Raw genomic sequence first — 19,415 nt, forward strand, 5'->3', positions numbered from 1 at the left:
GTCGGGTCGGCGCGGTCACGGGCCTGCCTCCAGGGTGGGTACGGGTCGGGGTCAGCGGGTGGCGGGGACGGGGGCGGGAGCTGTGGGCACGGTCCGGTCCAGGGCGGCGGCGAACTGGGCGACCACCTGGTCGAGCGGGGCGGCGGAGGCCGGGTCCAGGACCACTCCCCCGTCGTCGCCGGCCGTGATGTGCCGGTCGAGGACGAACCAGCCCTGGACGATGTGGGCCGCGCCCATCGAGGAGAGCACCGGGCGCAGCGCGTAATCGAGGGCGAGGACATGGGCGGTGGTGCCGCCGGTCGCCAGCGGGAGGACGGTCTTGCCGGTGAGCGCGTACTGCGGCAGCAGGTCCAGGAGCGTCTTCAGCAGCCCGGAGTAGGCGGCCTTGTAGACGGGGGTGCCGATGACGATGCCGTCGGCGCGGGCGAACAGCTCGGTGGCGCGGACGATCTCGGGGTGCGCGAAGTCCGCGCCGAGCAGGGCCTCGGCGGGCAGGGTACGGACGTCGAGCGGTATCACCTCGTGGCCCTGGGCGGTCAGGTCGGCGTCGAGGTGGCGGAGCAGGCGGGCGGTGCGCGAGGTGGCGGAGGGGCTGCCGGAGACGGACAGGACGGTGGCCATGGAGCCTCGTTTCTGGCGGGAGGGAGTGTGCCGGGCCGGGGCGGTGGAGTTCCGCCCCGGCCCGGCTGCGAGCCGGTCAGGAGTACCAGGTGGGTTCGGGGAGTTCGCCGGTCAGGACGTGCCGGCCGACCTCGCGCCGCTTGTAGGCGACCGGGTCGTGGAGGGTGTGGGTGCGGACGTTGCGCCAGAAGCGGTCGAGGCCCTCGGCGGAGGCGGTGGCGCGGGCGCCGGTGACCTCGAAGATGCGGCTGGTGACCTCCAGCGCGACCTCGGTGGCCCGGGCCTTGGCGGCGGCGACCCGCACCTCGAAGGCTCCACGGGACTGCGCGGTCACCTCGTCCGGGGCGTCGTGCAGCTTCTGGCCCTCGGCGGCGACCGCGTCGGCCAGGGCTTCGACGGCCCAGAGCTTGGCGGTGAGGTCGCCGTAGGTGTCGATGACGTACGGCTCGTCGACGGCCTGGTCGTAGCCGCCGTGCAGCCAGGAGCGGGTCTTGGTGCGGGTGTAGGTGGCGGCGGTCTCCAGGGCTCCGGCGGCGATGCCCAGGTAGAAGCTGATGAACACCAGTTGGATGGTGGGCACGTTGAGGGTGTTGTAGACGCGGGGCCGGAACTCCTTGTCCACATAGCCGGCGGCGGAGGCCCACGGGGTGCGGACGCCGTCGATGGTGACGCCGCCGCTCTCGGTGAGCCGCTGGCCGATGTTGTCCCAGTCGTCGTGGAAGGTGAGCCCCGGGCTGTCGGAGGGCACGATGGCGAAGATGTGCTGGTCGGTGCCTTCCAGGACGCCTTCGAGCACGGTCACGTCGGAGACCTTGCTGCCGGTGGAGAAGGTCTTGGCGCCGGTGAAGACGAGGTCGTCGCCGTCCTCGGTGACGACCACGTCGCTGTCGCGCGGGTTGACCGCGCCGCCGAAGAACCAGGTGTGCCGGACCGCTTCGGCCTCGACGTGCTCCCACTGCTCGCGGGTGCCGACGAGGCGGGCGGCCCAGTTCCAGAGGTAGTGGTAGCCGAGGAGCTGCCCGATCGAGCCGTCGGCCTTGGCCACCTCGCGGATCACCCGGTAGGCGGTCGTCCAGTCCTGTCCGCCGCCGCCGTGCTCGGCCGGGCCGAGCAGGGTGACGAGTCCGGAGTCCTTGAGCAGCTGGATCTCGGTGTACGGGGTGGCGCCCGCCCTGTCGCGGGCGGCGGCGTCGGTGGCGAGGAGCGCGGCGACCTCGGCCGCGCGCTCGATCCAGGCGTCGGGGCTGTCGGGGGACGGGAGGGTCTTCCACTGTGTGGGCGCTGCGGTGCTCATGACGAACCTTCCGACGACTGAGGGGTGGGGTGGTCCTTCGGCTCGTGCTCCTCCAGCTCCCGCACGAGCGGCAGGACGTTCTTGCCGAAGTACTCGACCTCCTCGTGGTAGTGGAGGAAGCCGAGGAGTAGCAGATCCACGCCGAGGCGCTTGTAGGCGACGATGCGTTCCGCGATCTGTTCCGGGGTGCCGATCAGCCCCGTACGGAAGCCGTCGTTGTACTGGACGAGGTCCTCGAAGGAGGAGTCCTGCCACATGCCCTTGCCGTCGGCGGTGGAGCTTCCGGCCTGTTTGACGGCCGAGCCGAAGCCGTGGACGGCCTCGGTGTCGGCCTTGGCGACGATCTCGCGCAGGGTGTCGCGGGCCTCGGCCTCGGTGTCGCGGGCGATGAGGAAGCCGTTGAGGCCGAAGCGCGGCGGGGTGCGTCCGGCGCTCTCGGCGGCGGTGCGGACGTCCCTGATCTGTTCGGTGACGCCGTCGAAGTCCTTGCCGTTGGAGAAGTACCAGTCGGAGACCCGGCCGGCCATCTGCCGGGCGGCGGTGGAGTTGCCGCCCTGGAAGATCTCCGGGTGCGGGCGGTCCGGTGAGGCGATCGGCTTGGGCTTCAGCGAGAAGTCGCGGATGCGGTAGAAGTCGCCGGCGAGTTCGGCGTGGTCCTCGGTCCAGACGGCGCGCAGGGCCCGGATGAACTCCTCGGAGCGGCGGTAGCGCTCGTCGTGTTCCAGCCACGGTTCGCCGAGCGCGGTGAACTCGTCCTTGAACCAGCCGCTGACCACGTTGACGGCGAAGCGTCCGTTGCTCAGGTGGTCGGCGGTGGCGCCGAGTTTGGCGAGGACGCCGGGGTGCCAGAGGCCGGGGTGGACGGCGGCGATGACCTTCAGCCGCTGGGTGGCGAGCAGCAGGGCGAGGCTGAAGGAGGTGGACTCGTGCTGGTACTCGGCGCCGTAGCTGGCCATGTAGCGGACCTGGCTGAGCGCGTAGTCGAAGCCGTTGTTCTCGGCGAGGACGGCGAGTTCGCGGTTGTAGTCGTAGCCCCAGTCGGTGCGCTGTTCGATCGTGCTGGTGACGAGGCCACCGCTGACGTTGGGGACCCAGTACGCGAAGCGCACCGGATCGGCGGAGGGCGGAGGGGACATGAGGTTCTCCCGGAGCAGGAAGGCGGGTCGGGCACGGTGGCGGGCACGGCGCGGCGGCCCCGGTGATCGTGAAACCCGATCAGGGGCGATGGGCGCGGCAGAAGAGTCGCGAGGGCGTGCACGGGCTCACACGGCCGGACATGGGCGTACGTGTGGGGGCGCGGGGGCGCGCAGGAGGGGCCGGGCCCTCGGACCTCGCGTCAGCGGGAACAACAGAAGGCGCTGGAAACGCGGCCGAGGTCGATGTGGCGGCGACGGGTCAAGCGGCGCACATCCCTCTCCTTTCGCGTTCCGCGGCGGGCGCCCGGTGGCTCACGGGGCGCCTTCGGGTTCCAGGGTAGGGCGCGGGAACGCTCCAGGTCGAGAAGGCATCGACGAAGGAGCGATAGGGTTCCCCTTCCACCTCCTCCGAAGATGAGGAAAGGCCATGCGGATCGAACAGCTGGAGTACATCGAGGCCGTCACCCGGCTGGGGTCGCTGCGCCGGGCGGCGGAGGAACTGCACCTGTCCCAGCCCGCGTTGAGCGAGACGGTCCGGAATCTGGAGCGCGAGCTGGGCGTCGTCGTGCTGGACCGGAAGCGGTCGGGGGCGACCATCAGCGAGGCGGGGCGCGAACTGCTGCCGCACATCATCGGGGTGCTGGACGCGGTCGACCGGCTGCGGCGGGCCGCCGACGAACAGCACCGCACCAGCCGCACGGTGCGGCTCGGCACGGTGTTCGCGGCGACGGTCCCGCTGCTGGTCCCGGCGATCCGCGCGTTCCGCGCGCTGCACTCGGCCACCGAGGTCGAGGTGATCGCGGCCCAGCAGTCCGTCATCCACCGCTCCCTGCTGGAGGGCGCGGTCGATCTCGGGCTGGTGAACTACCTGGAAGGCGACGACATCGCGCCGGACCTGGACACCACGGAGCTGATCCGGGGCCGCCCGGTCGTCTGCCTGCGGAAGGACAGCCCGCTGGCCGCGCTGGAGTCGGTCGGGGTGGACGATCTGCTGGGCGAGCCGCTGATCGTGATGCGTTCCGGCTATCTGATGCACCGCTTCACCCACCGGCTGCTGAAGGGCCGGGTGCCCTCGTTCTCGTACTCCGCCGACGGTGCGGAGATGGGCAAGCTGATGGTGGCGGAGGGGCTGGGGGTCACGGTGCTCCCGGACTACAGCGTCGTCGGGGATCCGCTGGAGCGGACCGGGGCGATCACCTGCCGGCCGCTGGCGGGCGATACCACCACGGTGCTGCTGGTGGTGCAGCGCAGCCGTACGGGTTCGGTGTCCCGGGCCGCCCGCGATCTGCACCGGATCTTCGTCGAGCGCTCGGAGGAACACCGTAGGGGCGGCCACGGGACCCCGGGGCCGCCCGGCGGCCGCTAGGGCATCCGCCCGATGCCCGCCGACCGCCTTACTCCGCACCATGAGCCGCACGGAGCGGGTGCGGAGCACGAGGCGGAGGAGGACGGGCGGCATGGGCGGCGCGGGCGGTTCGGCGGTGGGGCGGGTCCTGCGGGACCGGACGGCGGGGCGCTGTCTGGCGGGGGTGGTCGTCTCCGGGTTCGGTACGTCGGCGATGTGGCTCACGGCGGGCATCTGGGTCAAGTCGCTGACCGGGTCGAACAGTCTGGCGGCGCTGACGGTGTGCGCGATGTGGGCCCCGGTGCTCGCCGGGCCCGCGCTCGGCGCGCTCGCGGACCGGACGGACCGGCGGGCGCTGCTGGTCCGGGTCAATCCGGCGGTGGCCTGCCTGCTGGCCACGCTGGTGCTGGTCGACTCGGCCGGCACGGTCTGGCTGGTCTTCGTGGTGCTGGTGCTCTACGGGGCGGCCGGCGTGCTCCTCGACGCGGCGGAGGCGGCGCTCGTCGCCCGCACCGTGCCCGCCTCGCTGCTGGCGGACTTCAACGGGCTGCGGATGACGGCCAACGAGGGCATGAAACTGGTCGCCCCACTGGCGGGCGCGGGCCTGTACACCCGGTTCGGCGGCCCGGCGGTGGCCCTGCTGGACGCGGCGACCTGCGCCCTGGCCGCCCTGGTCTTCGCCCGTCTGCCGGTACGGAGCCCGCTTCGGGACCCGGCCCCGGCGGGGACCTGGCGCGGTGAACTCGCCGTCGGGCTGCGGCGGATACGCGCCTCGGCCGTGCTGCGCCCGCTGGTGGCGGCGGGGGCGGCGACGATGCTGCTGGCGGGGGTGAACGGGGCCGTGACGTTCGCGTACGTCGACGATGTGCTCGGCCGGGCGCCGGCGTACGCGGGGGTGCTGTACGCGGTACAGGGCGCCGGTTCGGTGGCGGTGGGGCTGTTGGTGGGGCCGTTGCTGCGCCGGCTGCCGGAGCGGGTGTTCGCGGCGGGCGGGATTGCGCTGTTCGCGCTGGGGGTGGGTGCGCGGACGGTGTCGCCGGACGGGGTGGCCCTGGCGGCGAGCGCGGCGATCGGTTTCGGACTGCCGTGTGTGCTGATCGCGGCGATGACGGCGGTGCAGCGGGAGACGCCGGACGCGGTACTGGGGCGGACGGCGGCGACGGCGGGTTCGCTGATGACGGCGCCCAACGCGGTGGCCCTGGCGCTGGGGGCGGGGCTGGTCGCGGTGGTGGACGTACGGGTGCTGACGGCGGTGGCCGGGGCGGCGGGGGTGCTGGCCGCGGCGGTGCTGGCGTCGGGGGCGCGACGACACCACCGCCGTACCCCCGCCTCACCCCAGCCGTGAAGCACGACACCGCCGTACCCCCGCCTCACCCCAGCCGTGAGAGTGCCGCGGTGACCGCTTCCAGGTCCGGGCCCGAGGCGAGTCCCGCGTGGTACAGGCGCAGTTGGTCCGCGCCGAGCGAGGCGGCGTGGGCCGCGTCGCGCTCCAGGGTGCGTGGGCTGCCGCCCATCCCGGTGACGATCCCGAAGTTGGCGGCGCGCACCCCGCCCCGCCCGGCGAACGGCCCGAGGACCGCCTCCCGGGCGGCGTCGGACCCGGTGCAGGGCAGCACCACGCCGTCGGCCACGGCGAGGATGTGCTCCGCCTCGACGCCGACGTTGGCGCCGGTGCGGTACGGGGCGGGGTCGGCGTGCAGCAGCACCGGGAAGCCGGGCGGGGCCTCGGCCCGCACCGCGGCGACGGCGGCTTCCTGGAACGCGCGGGCGACCCGGCCGCGCCACCGCAGCGTGGCGTCCGCGTGTTCGGGCCCGAGCAGCTTCCCGATGCCGTCCCGGCCCGACTCCGGGGAGCCCGCGCCGGACCAGGCCGGTTCCAGCGCGCGGCGTACGGCGGCGGCCAGTTCGCCGGGATCGGCGCCGGCCTCCTCGTACCCCTGACGGCACTCCGGGCAGAAGCACAGCGACATCAGATACTGCGCGGCGTCGCCGAGGCCCACCCCGGCGACCTTGTCGTGGGCGTGCAGATGGGCGAAGCCGTACCAGCCGCAGGACTCCAGTTCGGTGCCGTGCGTGCCGGGCCGGGCGGCGGCCTCCGCCGCGAGGTCGACGAGGTGGTCGCGCACGGCGGGGCGGGCGATGCAGGGGGCCCAGGGGTAGCGGTCCCCGTAGGCGTTGACCACGGAGGTGTCCGGGTGCTCCACGCCGAGCCGCGAGTTGTGCGCGAGGACCACCCAGCTGTGCACCTCCAGGCCCGCGGCGGTCAGCGCCTCGGCGGCCTCCCCGTACGGATCGTCGCCGGGTGTCCAGCTCTGGCGGTACGGGGCGAGGCCGCGTCCGGCCCAGCGGTCCGGGTCCGGCGGGTAGAGGACGGCGGCGTGCTCGGCGGTGACGACGCGGTGGGCGGGGTGGCGGGGGGTCAGGGCCCGGGTGGAGTGGTAGGCGGAGGCCAGGGTGACCTGCCGGACGCCGAGGTCCGCGATCCGGGCGGCCGCGTCCGGGTCGCCGACGACGTCCCACGGGTAGAGGAAGACGCCCGCCTTCACGCCCGGCCCCCCGAGGCGGTGTGCTCCTCCAACAGGGCGCGGCCGCTCGCGATGATCTCGATGAGGTCCTTGACGTGTGCGGCGGGCGGTTCGGTGAGCGGGGTGCGTACCTCGCCGACGTCCAGGCCCTGGAGCCGGACTCCGGCCTTGACCAGGGAGACGGCGTATCCGCGGCCCTTGGCGCGCAGTTCGACGAGCGGCCGGTAGAAGTGGTCGAGCAGTGCGTCGACCAGGGCGTCGTCGCCGGAGTCCAAGGCCCGGTAGAAGGCCAGGGCGATGTCCGGGGCGAAGGCGAAGACGGCGGAGGAGTAGAGGGTGACGCCGATGCCCCGGTAGGCGGGGCCGGTGAGTTCGGCGGTGGGCAGCCCGTTGAAGTAGAGGAAGTCGCCGTCGGGCCGGTGGGTGCGGACCGCGCTGACGATGCGCTGCATGAGGTCGAGGTCGCCGTGGCCGTCCTTGAGCCCGATGATGCCGGGGGTGCGGGCCAGGGCGACGACCGTCTCGGGGGTGAAGATCGCGTTGTCGCGCTGGTAGACGATCGTCTCCAGACCGGTGGCCGCCGCGAGCGCCGCGTAGTGGTTCAGCAGCCCTTCCTGGTCGGCGACGACGAGATAGGGCGGCATGGCGAGCAGCCCGTCCGCGCCTGCCTCCTCGGCGGCCCGCGCGAACCGGACGGCGAGCGCCGTGCCGTAGCCGGCCCCGGCGACGACCGGGATCTGTCCGGCGGTCTCCTCGACGGCGGCGGCGACCGCGAGGCGGAACTCCTCGGGGGTCAGCGCATGGAACTCGCCCGTGCCGCAGCAGGCGAACACCGCGGCGGCTCCGGCATCGATCCCGGCCCGCACATGGGCCCGGAAGACGTCGAGGTCGACGGCGCCGTCCGGCCCGAAGGCGGTCACGGGGAAGAAGAGCGGCCCGGCGACTTCGCTGAGCCGGGCGGCAAGGGGGGCTGAGGTCACGGGCGCTCCCTGAGCAGATTCAGGCGTGCACAATTCTGATCGGTGTCCATATTTCTGAACACCGTCACGCTAAGGCAGCTTCCGATGGCAGGTCAAGGTGGACGCAAGCTCTTGACGCACCTCTCCTCCCCTCCCTAACTTGTCCACGCATGTGAATGCCAGCCAGGATTGCGCACAGCGCGCCTCGCGTACGCCCCGAGGAGACCCCCGTATGACCGCTCCCCGTACCGTCCTGCTCACCGGCGCCGCGGGCGGCCTCGGCACCCTGATGCGGGGGCTGTTGCCCGCGTACGGCTACGACCTGCGCCTCCTCGACCTGGTCCCGGTGGACGGCGCGCCCGAGGCGATCACCGCCGACCTGAACGACCGGAAGGCGCTGCGCGAAGCCGTACGCGGAGTGGACGCGATCATCCACCTGGCCGGCATCTCCTTGGAATCCACGTTCGACAAGATCCTCCGCGCCAACATCCAGGGCACGCACGAGCTGTACGAGGCCGCCCGCGAGGAGGGCGTCCGCCGCATCGTGGCCGCCTCGTCCAACCACGTCATCGGTTACACCCCCCGCCCCGGTCCGGGCGATCCGCTCATCGCGCTGGACACCCCGCGCCGCCCCGACACCTTCTACGGCCTGTCGAAGTGCTTCGGCGAGGACCTGGCCCAGCTCTACTGGGACCGGTACGGAATGGAGACGGTCTCGGTGCGGATCGGATCCTGCTTCCCGGAGCCCACCTCGGTGCGGATGCTGTCGGTCTGGATGAGCCCCGCCGACGGCGCGCGGCTGTTCCACGCGGCCCTCACCGCCGTGGACGTCGGGCACACTGTCGTCCACGGCTCCTCCGCCAACACCCGCCTGTGGTGGGACCTGACCTCGGCCCGGGCCCTGGGCTACGCACCGCAGGACGACTCGGAACCGTACGCCGCGAAACTCATCGCCGAACAGGGCGAACTGGACCCGGACAATCCGGCGCACGCCTGCGTGGGCGGCCACTTCCTGACCGACCCGCCGATCTGGCCGCACTGAGCCCGGTCGGGCTGAGCCCGCCCGGAAATCCGGGCGACGCGGGAACGGCCGGGAGGGCAGGATACGGACATGCCGAGACCTTCCGGATTCCAGTACGAACAGCACGGCGACCAGAGCGTCACCATCACCCACCAAGGCCGCCCGGCGGGCACCCTGCGCGGCGGGCGGGCGGAGAAGTTCCTGGCCGAGGTGGTGTCGGGCGACGCGCAGTTGGTGATGGCGCGCTGGACGGGCGCGTACAAGCACGGCAACGAGCGCACCGCCCGCAACCACCCGCGCAACCGCCGCTGAGGCCCTGGCGGACGGCCGAAAAGCATCTGGTCGAAGGCGGCGAAGGTAAGGGAACGGCAAAGCCGGGTCGTTCGTTACCCCGTTCATGACCGCTATGACCCCCGGCTCGAACATTCCTCTCTCCGCCGCCCGCGTGGCGGTGGACGTCGCCGCTCCGGTGCGGCTCGACGTCTCGGGCCTGCTGCTCACCGCCGACGGCAAGGTGCGCTCCGACGACGACTTCATCTTCTACAACCAGCCCTCGGGCCCCGGTGTGACCTACCGCTCCGGCGGGGGCTCCGCACCGGACGCGATCGTGGTGGACACCGCGGCCGTCCCGCCGGGCGTCGAGAAGATCGTCGTCACCGCGAGCCCGGACGCCGCCGGCCAGACCTTCCAGGGCATCGAGCCCACCGCCACCGTGCGCAACGCGGACGACGGCAGCGCGCTCGCCACGTTCACCCCGCCGCAGCTGGGCGCCGAGACGGCGCTCGTGGTCATCGAGGTCTACCGGCGCAACGGCGCCTGGAAGGCCCGCGCGGTCGGCCAGGGCTACGCCGACGGGCTGGCCGGCATCGCCACGGACTTCGGCGTCTCGGTCGAGGAGCCCGCGGCCCCGGCCGCCCCGCCGGTGCCGGTGGCCCCCGCCCCGGTCGCGCCGCCCGCGCCGCCGGCCGCCGCCCCCGTCGACCCGCGGATCGCGCCGCCCGCGCCGCCCGCCCCGCCCGCTCCCCCGGTGGCCCCCGCCGCGCCCGTGGGCTCCGGGAAGATCAACCTGGACAAGGGCCGGGTCAGCCTCCAGAAGAACCAGACCGTGTCCCTCGTCAAGGGCGGCGCCCCGCTGCTCTCGCGGGTCAGGATGGGGCTGGGCTGGGAGCCCGCGTTCCGCGGCAAGGACATCGACCTGGACGCGTCGGTGATCGCGTACGGCCCCAACCGCAACCACCTGGACAGCTGCTACTTCGGCAAGCTGACCATCCTGAACGGGGCGATCAAGCACTCCGGCGACAACCTCACGGGGGAGGGCGCGGGCGACGACGAGACGATCGTCGTGGACCTGGGCCGGATCCCGGCCGAGGCGACGGGCCTGGTCTTCACGGTGAACTCGTTCACCGGCCAGAAGTTCAACGAGGTCGCCAAGGCGTACTGCCGGCTGATCGACGACGCGTCCGGCGAGGAGCTGGTCCGCTTCGATCTCACCGGCGCCGAGCCGCAGACCGGCGTGATGATGGCCAAGCTCATCAAGCAGTTCACCGGCGAGTGGGAGATGACCGCGATGGGCGATTTCGTGAAGTCGCGCACCGTGCGGGGCATGGTGAAGCCCGCCGCCCAGGCGCTGTAGCCACCGTGGGCCCTCCGCCCGGAGGGTCGCAACGGAGTCCGGGGCGCCTGAATCTCTTCAGGCGCCCCGGAACCGGAGAAGGCGGACGCTGCCCAGGAAGGGCACGGGACTCGTCCCGCGTCTCAGAGCTTGGTCAACTTGGAGTACGGGCTCAGGATCCTTCCCTGACGCCCCGAGAAGTCGATGAGGACTGCGTCGTTGTCGCCCTCGACAGCAAGAATCCTGCCGAGCCCGAACTGGTCGTGCGACACCCTGTCGCCCACATCGAAGCATTCGACCGGTGGGGCCTCCTGGGCCGGGCGGTTGAAGGGACTGGAAGGCAGGTGACGCCGGGATCCGGCTGACTGTTTCATTACGTCGAGTATGCGCCCTGTGAAGGCCCGACGCCATGCCCGTCGGTGCCCGGGGCCCCAGAAGTGCCGGATTCGTAATCAGCGCTCACCACGGCCAGTCAGCGCTTCCGCCCGCCTCCAGCAGCGGAACCATGCGGAACGCCGCGTCGGAAAGCCCCCCGAACGTGTGGCGGTTTCCCTCGCCGGACGGGGCGTGGCCGAGGCGGTATCCGGCCAGATTCCAGGTGTAGACGGGCACCGTGTCCGGAACGCTCCGGGTCGCGTCGCCACCCCGCGTGTACGCGGCCTGCTCGTCGGTGACGACGATCACCCGGTCGTGGTCCCGGTAGTGCCGCCGAACCGCCTCCGCCGTGTTCGTACCGCCCAGGTCGCCGAAGCGGTCCAGGACCCGCAGGACGGATTCGCCCCGACGGAAGGAGACCGGCGCGCTGGTCGTGCCGAACTGCACCAGGTCCGCGTCGGCGGCGCGCAGCGCCAGCGCCGCCCCGAAGACGGCCGCGGCGTCGGCCCGGTTCAGCCGCGAGCGCTCGGAGAGCGGCGCCCACATCGAACCGGAACGGTCGACCAGGACCAGGGTGCGGCCGGGCAGCGCGGGCACCTGGCCCAGCGAGTGTCCGAGGGCCCGCTCCAGCGGGTGGGCCCAGCGGAGCGACGGCGCGTGCCGGTACGCGGCGAGGTAGCGGAAGGGGAACTGCCGCGACGCGGCCACGGCCTCCGGGTCGCTGATCCGGGCCGCGGCGAGCGCGGCGACCTCGTCCCGTACGCCGGCCTCGTCGAAGTTCCGGAGGTTCCGGACGAGCGCCATCGTGCCCATCGACGGAATCACCGCCTCCCACACCGCCGCGTCCATCGGCCCCTGCAGCCAGCCCGCCAGCGCTTCCCAGGTCATCCCGGCCTCGGCCAGCCGCTCCGCGCCGCCGGGCCCGGTGACGACGGGGCGACGCTCGGCGACCGGCAGCTCCATCAGCTCCCGGTGGGCGCTCAGGGTGCGGTCGGCGGCGGGCGGCTCGGCGCTCTCCGGCCGGTGCCTGCGGTCCAGCGCGTACCGGAACAGCTCGCCCTGCCAGGGCTTGGCGGGGTCGGGCGCGGCGTGCACCAGGTTGAGCACATCGCCGAACCGGAAGCCCTTGGACGCGGTGTCGTACTTCAGCAGCGCGCGCCGGTGTAGAGGCGGCGCACGGCGTCGGCGATGCCCCGCTTCACGGGCTTCGGCAGGGCGCGCCCGTAGCGGGAGGTCCAGTAGCCGAGCAGTTCGCCCGGCTCGTCGGCGCGCAGCAGTACGGAGTCGATGACCTGCCGGTTCGTGGGCCCCTCGGTGCATCCGGCCGCCAGCCGCGCCGCCACGTACTCCGCGCCGCCGACCAGCGAGGCGGTCCGCATCTGCCCGTCGCGGCGCAGCCAGTGGAGCAGCCCCGCGGTCCACGCCGGGTCCTCCACGGCGAGCCGGCGCACGAGCGCGGCGAAGCGGTCGTCGCGCCGGTCCCCGCCCTCGTAGGCGGTGTCCTGGGCCACGAAGTTGGCGACGGCGAGCAGGAAGAGCTCGGAGCGGGCGTCGCGCTCCTGCCCGATGCCGCCCTGGTGGTTGGGCGCGAGCGTGCCGGTGGTCGTGACGGGCGAGGCGGCCCCGGACCGGGCGGACCGGGGCCGGTGGGTACGGAAATTGAAACGGGCCATGAGAAGAATTCCCCCGAATTCCTGGGGAAGGGCGCGGCGGCGGAACGGGGTGCCCGAGATCAGGAGTCGGCGACGGAGAACAGTCCGATGCTCTGACCGCTGAGCTACCGGCCGAAGCCGGGCGGGAATCGAACCCGCGCACCTCGGATCCAGAAGTATCCGTCGCCTGCGCACCGGGCACCCCGGCGCTCGCGCCTCCCGAGATCAGCAGTGGCTGCGGCACATTTCGTTGAAAGGAAGGAGCCGCCGCCTTCGCACCGGGAGGTGCATGTCCATGACCTTAGGGAACGGCCCGCCCGCACGCGACGGAATTTCGGGGTGCAACCGAACCGATGGGCGCGGGCGTCGCACAGAATGGTTCCGGGGTGATCGTCCCCGGCCCGGACCGGCGGCACGGAACATCGACACGGACCGGCGGCACGGACCAACGGCACGAGGGGGCGCACGGGATGGAGCAGGTCGCGCGGTACCGGCTCGTGGCGCTGCTCGGAGAAGGCGGTATGGGCCGGGTCCATCTGGCGCGTACGGCGTCGGGCCGGCTGGTGGCGGTGAAGACCGTCCATGAACACCTCGCCGCCGACCCGCAGTTCCGGGAGCGGTTCCGGCGCGAGACGCTCGCCGCGCGGGCGGTCTCCGGCCCCTTCACGGCGGCGGTGCTGGACGCCGACCCCGATGCCGTACGGCCGTGGCTGGCCACCGAGTTCTGCGCCGGTCCGACGCTCACCGAGACCGCCGGGGCGCTCGGGCCGCTGGACGCCGGGCCGCTGGCCGGGCTGGGGGCGGCGCTCGCGGAGGCGCTGGCGAGCATCCACCGGGCCGGGCTGGTCCACCGCGATCTGAAGCCGTCGAACGTGATCCTCACCCGGGGCGGCCCCAAGGTCCTGGACTTCGGCATCGCCCGGCGGGCGGCCGACGAGACCCTCACGGACACCGGGGAGGTGATCGGCTCCCCCGGGTTCATCGCCCCCGAACTGCTGACGGCCGACGACGAGCCGTCCCCCGCCGCCGATGTGTTCGCCCTCGCGGCCCTGCTCGCCCGGATGGCGACGGGCCGGGCCCCCTTCGGCTCCGGCCCCGCGCACCAGGTGCTGTACCGGACGGTGCGGGGCGAGGCCGATCTGGACGGGGCGCCGACGGACGAGTGGCGCGCGTTCCTCGCCTCCTGCCTGACGGGCGACCCGGCGGAGCGCCCCACGGTGGCGGAGGTGCTGAGCTGGTGCGCGCAGCGGTCACCGGCCGGCGCGTGGTGGGAGCGGGAGCCGGTGTCCGGCCTGGTCCGCGACCACGAGAACAGCGTCGCGGCACTGGTGGCGGGCGACGGGGTCGAAGCGCGCGACGAGCGGGACGAGCGCGACGGGGACAGCCGCAACGGCCCCCGGACGGAAGCGGCGACCGCCGCACCTGCTCCGGCCGCCGATGCCGATGCCCATGCCGGTTCCGGTGCCGACCCCACGGCCGTACCCGATCCAGGACCTGATCCGCCCCCCGCCGACGCGGCACCCGGCCCCGCAACGCCCGCGACCGCGACCACGACCGCGCCCACCCCGGCCGACGCCGTCCCGTACCGGACCCGTCCCGCCGTCCCGCCGCAGGACGCCGTCCCGTACGACAGAACGCCGGGCCGGGGCCCGACCAGGCGGCGGCTGCTCGCGTTCGGCGGGGCCGCGCTCGTGGCGGGCGGGGGCGTCGGCGGCGCGGCGCTGCTCCGGCTCACCGAGAAGGACGACCCGACCGGCTCGCGGCGGCCCGCACCGCCGCCGGGGACGCGCTGGACCCGGGGCCGTCCGCTGTGGACCAGGACCGTCGGCGAACTCGGCCACACCGGCCGAGTGCTGCGCCACGGCAGCGCGCTCCTGATCACGGACGAGGCCGCGGTGACCGCGCTCGACGCGGCCACCGGCGCGGTGCGCTGGCGGTATCCGGCCCGGGACGTCACGGCCGTCCGGCCGCTCGGCGAGCTGGTGCATCTGCTGCGCTCCGGGCTGCTTTTCGCACCGGAACTCCTCACGCTCGACGCCCGGACCGGCAACCGGCGCTGGTCGGCCGTGCCGGTCCGGCCGATCGCCGCCCGGACGTCGGACGCCCCCGACGGCCAGTCGGCGTTCTTCGCGGTCGACGGCGCGACGACGGCCCTGGTGACCTACGCCTCCGACGCGACCCGGTGGGAGAAGCGCACTCTGGGCGAACGCCCTTGGCGGGCCTACGGATTCGACTCGCGTACGGGAAAGGCTCGCTGGTTCCACGAGGGGACGCGGGCCGCGGTGACCGGCATCGACGCGGCGGGCGGGCGGCTGGCCGTCGGGCTCCGCCCGCCGACCCGTTCCGGTGCTCCCGCCGAGGAACCGTTGCTCGTGCTGCGGACCTCCGGCGCGACACCGGTGAGGGAGTCGGAGATACCCGGCGGCGCCGCGTACCCGCACGCCCACCCCGGCGCCTCGGGCACCCGGTACTACGCGAGCGGCGGCCGGGTCGTCCCGGTCGATCTGGCGACCCGGCGCACCGCCTGGCGCCGGAAGCTCGACGGATCGCCCACGGTCACGCCCATCGCGATCGGCGGTGCGGTGTACGCCGCGACGCCGGGCGGGGTCACCGCGCTGGACGCCCGGAGCGGCCGGATCCGCTGGAGCCGCACCGACATCGGGCGGCTCGACGGCGACGACGGCAGCAGCGTCGAGGCCGACGGGCCGCCGCTGGTGGCGGACGGCACGCTGTACGCCAGCGGGCCGCAGCCGGGCGGCGGCGAGAAGGCCGGGGAGGGCGCGCGCTGGGGTGTGCACGCCCTGGACGCGGCCCGGAACCGCCGGCTGTGGTCGGTGCCCGTCGAGGCGGACGGGGCGCTGCGGGCCGCCGCGGGCGGGGGCCTCCTCCATGTCTGCGTCGGCGGGACCGTGCAGACCTTCACCGGACCGGAGTCCGCGTGACGGGCCCCCTGCTCCCCGGCGACCCCGAACGGCTCGGCACCGTCCGGCTGCTGGGCCGGCTCGGCGCGGGCGGCATGGGCACCGTCTATCTGGGCCGGACGCCCGGCGGGCTGACGGTCGCGGTGAAGACGGTGCACGAACACCTGGCGGCCGATCCGCACTTCCGTGAACGGTTCCGCCGCGAGGCCGCCGCCGCCCGCGCGGTGACCGGTGCGCACACCGCGGCGGTGCTCGACGCGGATCCGGAGTCGTCGCGGCCGTGGCTGGCCACCGCGTATCTGCCGGGCGTCACGCTGCGGCACGCGGTGGCGGCGACCGGACCGCTGGAGCCCGCCGCCGTACGGTCCTTGGGCGCGGCGCTCGCCGAGGCGCTGGAGGCCGTCCACCGGGCGGGGCTCGTCCACCGCGACCTGAAGCCGTCGAACGTGCTGATCACCGCCGACGGGCCCCGGGTCATCGACTTCGGGATCGCCCGCGCGATCAGCGACCACGGGCTGACCGGGGCGGGCGACGTCATCGGCACTCCGGGGTTCATCGCCCCGGAACAGATCACCGGAACCGTCGTCACCGGGGCGGCCGATGTGTTCGCGCTCGGGGCGGTCCTGGTGTTCGCCGCCACCGGGGGCAGCCCGTTCGGTTCGGCGACCCCGGCGGTGCTGCTCTACCGGGCCGTCCATGAGGAGCCCGACCTCACCGACGTACCCGAGGGGGTACGGGAGGTGGTGACGGCCTGCCTGGCGAAGGACCCCGGCCGCCGTCCGACGGTGGGCCAGGTGCTGCGGGCCACCACGGATCCGCGTCCGCCGCTGTGGTGGCGCACGGATCCGCTGCGCGCGCTGGTCCTGGGCGAGGAGGCGGAGCACGCCCCCGGGAAGCCGGCCGAGGAGAGCGGCGGGCCCGACGCCGCCACCCCGGAAACGCAGCCCGCGACAAGGCCGACACAGCCGGCCCCCGCGCCCGCCCGCACCCGCCCCCTGCCCTCGCCGCCTCCCCCGGTCATCGGGGAGAGTCCGGCCACGCGGCGCAAGGAGCTGGCCCGGCGCGGTCTGCTGCTGGCCGGAGGAGGCGGACTCGCCTCGCTCCTCGCGTACGCCTTCCTGCGCGGCGGCGGCGAGGACGACCGGAAGCAGCAGGTGGCGGACCCGCTGCGGGTCCAACCGGGCAGCACCCGGCCAGGGGCGCTGCGCTGGACCCTGGCCCCCGAGGACGACCGCACCACCGTGGACGCGCTACGGGTGGCCGGGGGTGCGCTGCTGGTGCACGGCGTCGCCGCCCAGGACGTCGGCGGCGCGGGCGGCGGTGGCGGTTACGTCACCGCGCGGCGGGTCCGCGACGCCGGGCGCCGGTGGCTGGCCGACGCCGAGGAGACCGCGCCGACCCAGTGGGGCGTGTCCGGGTCCGTGCTGGCGGCGGCCGATGTGGGGCTGGACGCGGTCGACCTGGCGACGGGCGCGGCGCACGGCACACGGGCGGAGCGCCCGACTCCGCTGTGGTTCACCGTCGCCTCCGGAGTCCTGATCTCCGGTTCCGCGACGGTGAACGGCGACGGACCGACGCTGAACGCCGTGGACCTGCGCACCGGTGCGCGGCGCTGGACCGGGGGCACGACGGAGGCCCGGCCGCCCGCCGTGCTGGACCGGTCGGTGCTGCTGGCCGACGACGGCGGTGACGACATCCGGTGCGTGGACGCGGTCAGCGGTGAACTCCGCTGGACGTACGAGGGGTTCGAGGGCCCGGTGGCCGCACTGGCGGCGGTTCCGGAGGCGGGCTGTTTCGCGCTGCTGGGCGGCGGGGGCGCGCTGCACTTCGTCCGGGCGCGGGACGGCGGCCGTCTGGCCGCCGCCGTGCTGAAAGGCGGGGCGAGTTCCGGATCCAGTGCGCTGGCCGCCGTCGGCTCCACGGTGCTGGTGGCCACCGGGGGCCGGGTCCACGCCTACGCGCCCACCACCGGCCGCCCGCTCTGGTCGGCGGGCACAGTGGGCCTGGACACCAGCTGGCCCGCGGGCACGGGCGGCGTCCGGTCCCCGGTGACGGCCGGCGGATCGCTGCTGCACTGGGCGCGGGCGGGCGTCCTCCAGTGCCTCGACCTCCGCGGCGGCGAGGAGCGCTGGGCGGCGACGCTCGGCGGAGTCGGCCAGGTGCCGCCGGCCGTGGCCGGGGGCACGGTGTACGCGGCCACCGGCGAGCTGTGCCGGGCGCTGGAGGTGAACCGGGGTGCGGTGCAGCGCAGTTGGGCGGTGAGCGACATCAGGGACCTGGCGGCGGACAGCTCCGGCTGGTACGCCCGGATCGGCACGACGGCGATCCTGGCGTACCACCACACGGCTACGGCGCCACGGGGTTCCTGAGGCCCGGGGCTCTCAACCCCCCGCGCGCGAGCGGGCCTTGAACGCCGCCTTGCGGGCGTCCTTGGCGGCCTTCTTGTCGCTGTGCAGCCGGCCCATGGCCTCCAGCACATCGGCGGTGGCCGGGTGGTCGACCCGCCAGACCTCGTCGAAGAAGCCGCTGTGCTGCGCGGAGAGGCCCTCGACCAGGCCCTGGAGCTCGTCCAGTTCGCCGTCCGCGTCCAGTTGGGCGGCGATGGTGTCGATGGCCAGCCAGAAGATCATGTCCTCCGGCGGGGCGGGCACATCGGCCGCGCCGCGCTCCGCGAGCCAGACGCGGGCCAGGCCGCCGAGTTCCGGGTCGCCGAGCACCGCGCGTACGGCGGGCTCCGCCTCGGGGCCGGCCAGGGCGAGGGCCTGCTGACAGTGGAGGCGGCGCAGCGGCGCGCCCTCGTCCGTGCCGCGTGCGGCGGCCAGCAGCTCGGCCGCGGCCGCCACCGCGCCCTCGGCGCCGTACCCGTCGAGCCAGAGCTTGACCTCGGCGCGGGCGGCGGACTCCGGGTAGTGGGCGATGCCGTCGAGGAGGGCGTCGGCGCCCTTGCCCGTGAGGTCGCCGACGGCGGGGGCGTCCACCCCGGCCTCCAGCATCCGGGCCCGGATGCCGTACAGACCGAGGGGGGTGAGCTTGACCATGCCGTACCGGGTGACGTCCTCGTCGTCGGCCCCGGCGGCGTCCACCGGCGCCTCGCCCTCCTCGACCAGCAACGCCTCGTCGACCGGCCGGTAGGCGACGATCCCGATGGGTTCGAGGAGCCGGAACTGGTCGTCGAGGCGCATCATCGCCTCCGACACCTGCTCCAGGATGTCGTCGGTGGGCTCGCCCATGTCGTCGGGGACGATCATCGAGGCGGCGAGGGCGGGCAGCGGGACCGGGCCTTCGCCCGCGCCGTTGTCCGCGAGGGTCAGCAGGTAGAGGTTGCCGAGGACGCCGTCGAGGAATTCCGCCTCGGCCTCCGGGTCCCAGTCCAGCGCGTCGAAGTCGACCGAGCCGTCCTCGCCGACGAGGTCCGCGAAGTCGTCCAGGACGGGCGCGGTGGCGTCGGCGTGCACGGCGTCCAGGCCGTCGAGCCAGATGCCGAGGATGTCCTGCGGGGAGCCGGAGGTGAGCAGCGTCAGGTTCTCGCCCGCGGTGACGGTGCCCTCGCCGTCCGGATCCGCGCCGTCCTCGCCGTCCTCCTCCGGGTCGGTGACGTCGAGGAGGCCGGTGTCCACGGCGAGCCGCCAGGCCTCGCTGGCGTACGCGGCGCCGTCCTCGTCGTCCGCGAGTCCGAGGTGCTCGGCGGCCGCCGGGAGCTGCGCCTCGACGAGTTCGCCGCCCGCGCCGACCCGGGTGTCCGGTCCGGCCCAGCGGGCGAGCCTGACGGCGCGGACGAACAGCGGTGCGGCGAGCGCGTCCCGTGCCAGTTCGGCCTCGGAGTTCAGCCGCACCGGCGGCAGGGAGGGGCGCTCTGCGGACATCGGGGGTTCTCCTCGGTGCGGGCTCGGGGGCGTACGGGGTGCGTACGCGGTTCAGCCGCCCAAGCCTAGACGCAACGGGAGGTTTGCCGCC

At 74.1% G+C, this 19,415-nt stretch carries 15 protein-coding genes and 1 pseudogene; 7 read left to right on the forward strand and 9 right to left on the reverse strand.

Features of this window, described 5'->3' with window-relative positions:
- Window positions 1–51: 51 nt before the first annotated feature.
- The 4 genes from ssuE to ACSMXR_RS06705 all read right to left on the reverse strand — a co-directional run bounded on the left by ssuE (window position 52) and on the right by ACSMXR_RS06705 (window position 3,323).
- Window positions 52–621 carry an NADPH-dependent FMN reductase gene (ssuE, locus tag ACSMXR_RS06690; protein ID WP_381849020.1) on the reverse strand — a complete coding sequence of 190 codons (570 nt, stop codon included), beginning with the start codon at window positions 619–621 and terminating at the stop codon, window positions 52–54.
- A gap of 76 nt (window positions 622–697) precedes the next feature.
- Complete coding sequence (locus ACSMXR_RS06695; RefSeq protein WP_381907822.1) at window positions 698–1,915, reverse strand: acyl-CoA dehydrogenase family protein; 1,218 nt, start codon at window positions 1,913–1,915, stop codon at window positions 698–700.
- The gene (gene sfnG, locus ACSMXR_RS06700) at window positions 1,912–3,051 is read right to left on the reverse strand and encodes a dimethylsulfone monooxygenase SfnG (protein ID WP_218527947.1); all 1,140 of its coding nucleotides are present in this window, start codon (window positions 3,049–3,051) and stop codon (window positions 1,912–1,914) included. Before sfnG ends, ACSMXR_RS06695 begins: the two co-directional genes overlap by 4 nt.
- Window positions 3,052–3,251: 200 nt before the next feature.
- Complete coding sequence (locus ACSMXR_RS06705; RefSeq protein WP_350310323.1) at window positions 3,252–3,323, reverse strand: putative leader peptide; 72 nt, start codon at window positions 3,321–3,323, stop codon at window positions 3,252–3,254.
- A gap of 155 nt (window positions 3,324–3,478) precedes the next feature.
- On the opposite strand from ACSMXR_RS06705, the gene ACSMXR_RS06710 reads away from it, so the two are divergent.
- On the forward strand, window positions 3,479–4,417 hold the full coding sequence (locus tag ACSMXR_RS06710; protein WP_473171418.1) for a LysR family transcriptional regulator: 939 nt from the start codon (window positions 3,479–3,481) through the stop codon (window positions 4,415–4,417).
- Between the two features lie 91 nt (window positions 4,418–4,508).
- A complete protein-coding gene (locus tag ACSMXR_RS06715; RefSeq protein ID WP_473171419.1) occupies window positions 4,509–5,741 on the forward strand; it encodes an MFS transporter in 1,233 nt (410 codons plus the stop codon).
- A gap of 25 nt (window positions 5,742–5,766) precedes the next feature.
- On the opposite strand, the gene ACSMXR_RS06720 is transcribed toward ACSMXR_RS06715, so the two are convergent.
- Entirely contained in the window at window positions 5,767–6,942 is a 1,176-nt protein-coding gene (locus ACSMXR_RS06720; protein WP_473171420.1) for a hypothetical protein, read from the reverse strand.
- Window positions 6,939–7,901 (reverse strand): 5-dehydro-4-deoxyglucarate dehydratase, encoded by a 963-nt coding sequence (locus tag ACSMXR_RS06725; RefSeq protein ID WP_364890532.1) that lies wholly within the window; start codon window positions 7,899–7,901, stop codon window positions 6,939–6,941. The genes ACSMXR_RS06720 and ACSMXR_RS06725 overlap by 4 nt, the downstream gene beginning before the upstream one ends.
- A 211-nt stretch (window positions 7,902–8,112) precedes the next feature.
- On the opposite strand from ACSMXR_RS06725, the gene ACSMXR_RS06730 reads away from it, so the two are divergent.
- From ACSMXR_RS06730 to ACSMXR_RS06740, 3 genes are all read left to right on the forward strand, one after another.
- A complete protein-coding gene (locus tag ACSMXR_RS06730) occupies window positions 8,113–8,922 on the forward strand; it encodes an NAD-dependent epimerase/dehydratase family protein (protein WP_473171421.1) in 810 nt (269 codons plus the stop codon).
- Window positions 8,923–8,991: 69 nt separating this feature from the next.
- Window positions 8,992–9,213, forward strand: coding sequence for a hypothetical protein (locus tag ACSMXR_RS06735; protein WP_030078703.1), 222 nt, complete (start codon window positions 8,992–8,994; stop codon window positions 9,211–9,213).
- Window positions 9,214–9,298: 85 nt separating this feature from the next.
- The gene (locus ACSMXR_RS06740; protein WP_364891863.1) at window positions 9,299–10,534 is read left to right on the forward strand and encodes a TerD family protein; all 1,236 of its coding nucleotides are present in this window, start codon (window positions 9,299–9,301) and stop codon (window positions 10,532–10,534) included.
- A 122-nt stretch (window positions 10,535–10,656) separates the two neighbouring features.
- On the opposite strand, the gene ACSMXR_RS06745 is transcribed toward ACSMXR_RS06740, so the two are convergent.
- Together ACSMXR_RS06745 and ACSMXR_RS06750 are read right to left on the reverse strand one after the other, a co-directional pair.
- Complete coding sequence (locus ACSMXR_RS06745) at window positions 10,657–10,887, reverse strand: hypothetical protein (protein ID WP_003969918.1); 231 nt, start codon at window positions 10,885–10,887, stop codon at window positions 10,657–10,659.
- A gap of 85 nt (window positions 10,888–10,972) precedes the next feature.
- Window positions 10,973–12,561, reverse strand: a pseudogene (locus ACSMXR_RS06750) (TROVE domain-containing protein).
- Window positions 12,562–13,010: 449 nt separating this feature from the next.
- On the opposite strand from ACSMXR_RS06750, the gene ACSMXR_RS06755 reads away from it, so the two are divergent.
- Window positions 13,011–15,482 carry a protein kinase domain-containing protein gene (locus tag ACSMXR_RS06755; protein WP_473171422.1) on the forward strand — a complete coding sequence of 824 codons (2,472 nt, stop codon included), beginning with the start codon at window positions 13,011–13,013 and terminating at the stop codon, window positions 15,480–15,482.
- Window positions 15,479–17,830, forward strand: coding sequence for a protein kinase domain-containing protein (locus ACSMXR_RS06760; RefSeq protein WP_473171423.1), 2,352 nt, complete (start codon window positions 15,479–15,481; stop codon window positions 17,828–17,830). Before ACSMXR_RS06755 ends, ACSMXR_RS06760 begins: the two co-directional genes overlap by 4 nt.
- Window positions 17,831–17,842: 12 nt before the next feature.
- On the opposite strand, the gene ACSMXR_RS06765 is transcribed toward ACSMXR_RS06760, so the two are convergent.
- Window positions 17,843–19,324: a hypothetical protein gene (locus ACSMXR_RS06765; protein WP_473171424.1), complete on the reverse strand. Its 1,482-nt coding sequence runs from the start codon at window positions 19,322–19,324 to the stop codon at window positions 17,843–17,845.
- Window positions 19,325–19,415: the final 91 nt, after the last annotated feature.

The sequence above is a fragment of the Streptomyces sp. DSM 106670 genome (assembly GCF_055792845.1).

Excerpts from the sequence above, each read along its gene's own strand:
- ssuE (WP_381849020.1), bottom strand. The coding sequence starts at position 621 with ATGGCCACCGTCCTGTCCGTCTCCGGCAGCCCCTCCGCCACCTCGCGC.
- ACSMXR_RS06695 (WP_381907822.1), bottom strand. The coding sequence starts at position 1,915 with ATGAGCACCGCAGCGCCCACACAGTGGAAGACCCTCCCGTCCCCCGAC.
- sfnG (WP_218527947.1), bottom strand. The coding sequence starts at position 3,051 with ATGTCCCCTCCGCCCTCCGCCGATCCGGTGCGCTTCGCGTACTGGGTC.
- ACSMXR_RS06710 (WP_473171418.1), top strand. The coding sequence starts at position 3,479 with ATGCGGATCGAACAGCTGGAGTACATCGAGGCCGTCACCCGGCTGGGG.
- ACSMXR_RS06715 (WP_473171419.1), top strand. The coding sequence starts at position 4,509 with ATGGGCGGCGCGGGCGGTTCGGCGGTGGGGCGGGTCCTGCGGGACCGG.
- ACSMXR_RS06730 (WP_473171421.1), top strand. The coding sequence starts at position 8,113 with ATGACCGCTCCCCGTACCGTCCTGCTCACCGGCGCCGCGGGCGGCCTC.
- ACSMXR_RS06735 (WP_030078703.1), top strand. The coding sequence starts at position 8,992 with ATGCCGAGACCTTCCGGATTCCAGTACGAACAGCACGGCGACCAGAGC.
- ACSMXR_RS06740 (WP_364891863.1), top strand. The coding sequence starts at position 9,299 with ATGACCGCTATGACCCCCGGCTCGAACATTCCTCTCTCCGCCGCCCGC.
- ACSMXR_RS06745 (WP_003969918.1), bottom strand. The coding sequence starts at position 10,887 with ATGAAACAGTCAGCCGGATCCCGGCGTCACCTGCCTTCCAGTCCCTTC.
- ACSMXR_RS06755 (WP_473171422.1), top strand. The coding sequence starts at position 13,011 with ATGGAGCAGGTCGCGCGGTACCGGCTCGTGGCGCTGCTCGGAGAAGGC.
- ACSMXR_RS06765 (WP_473171424.1), bottom strand. The coding sequence starts at position 19,324 with ATGTCCGCAGAGCGCCCCTCCCTGCCGCCGGTGCGGCTGAACTCCGAG.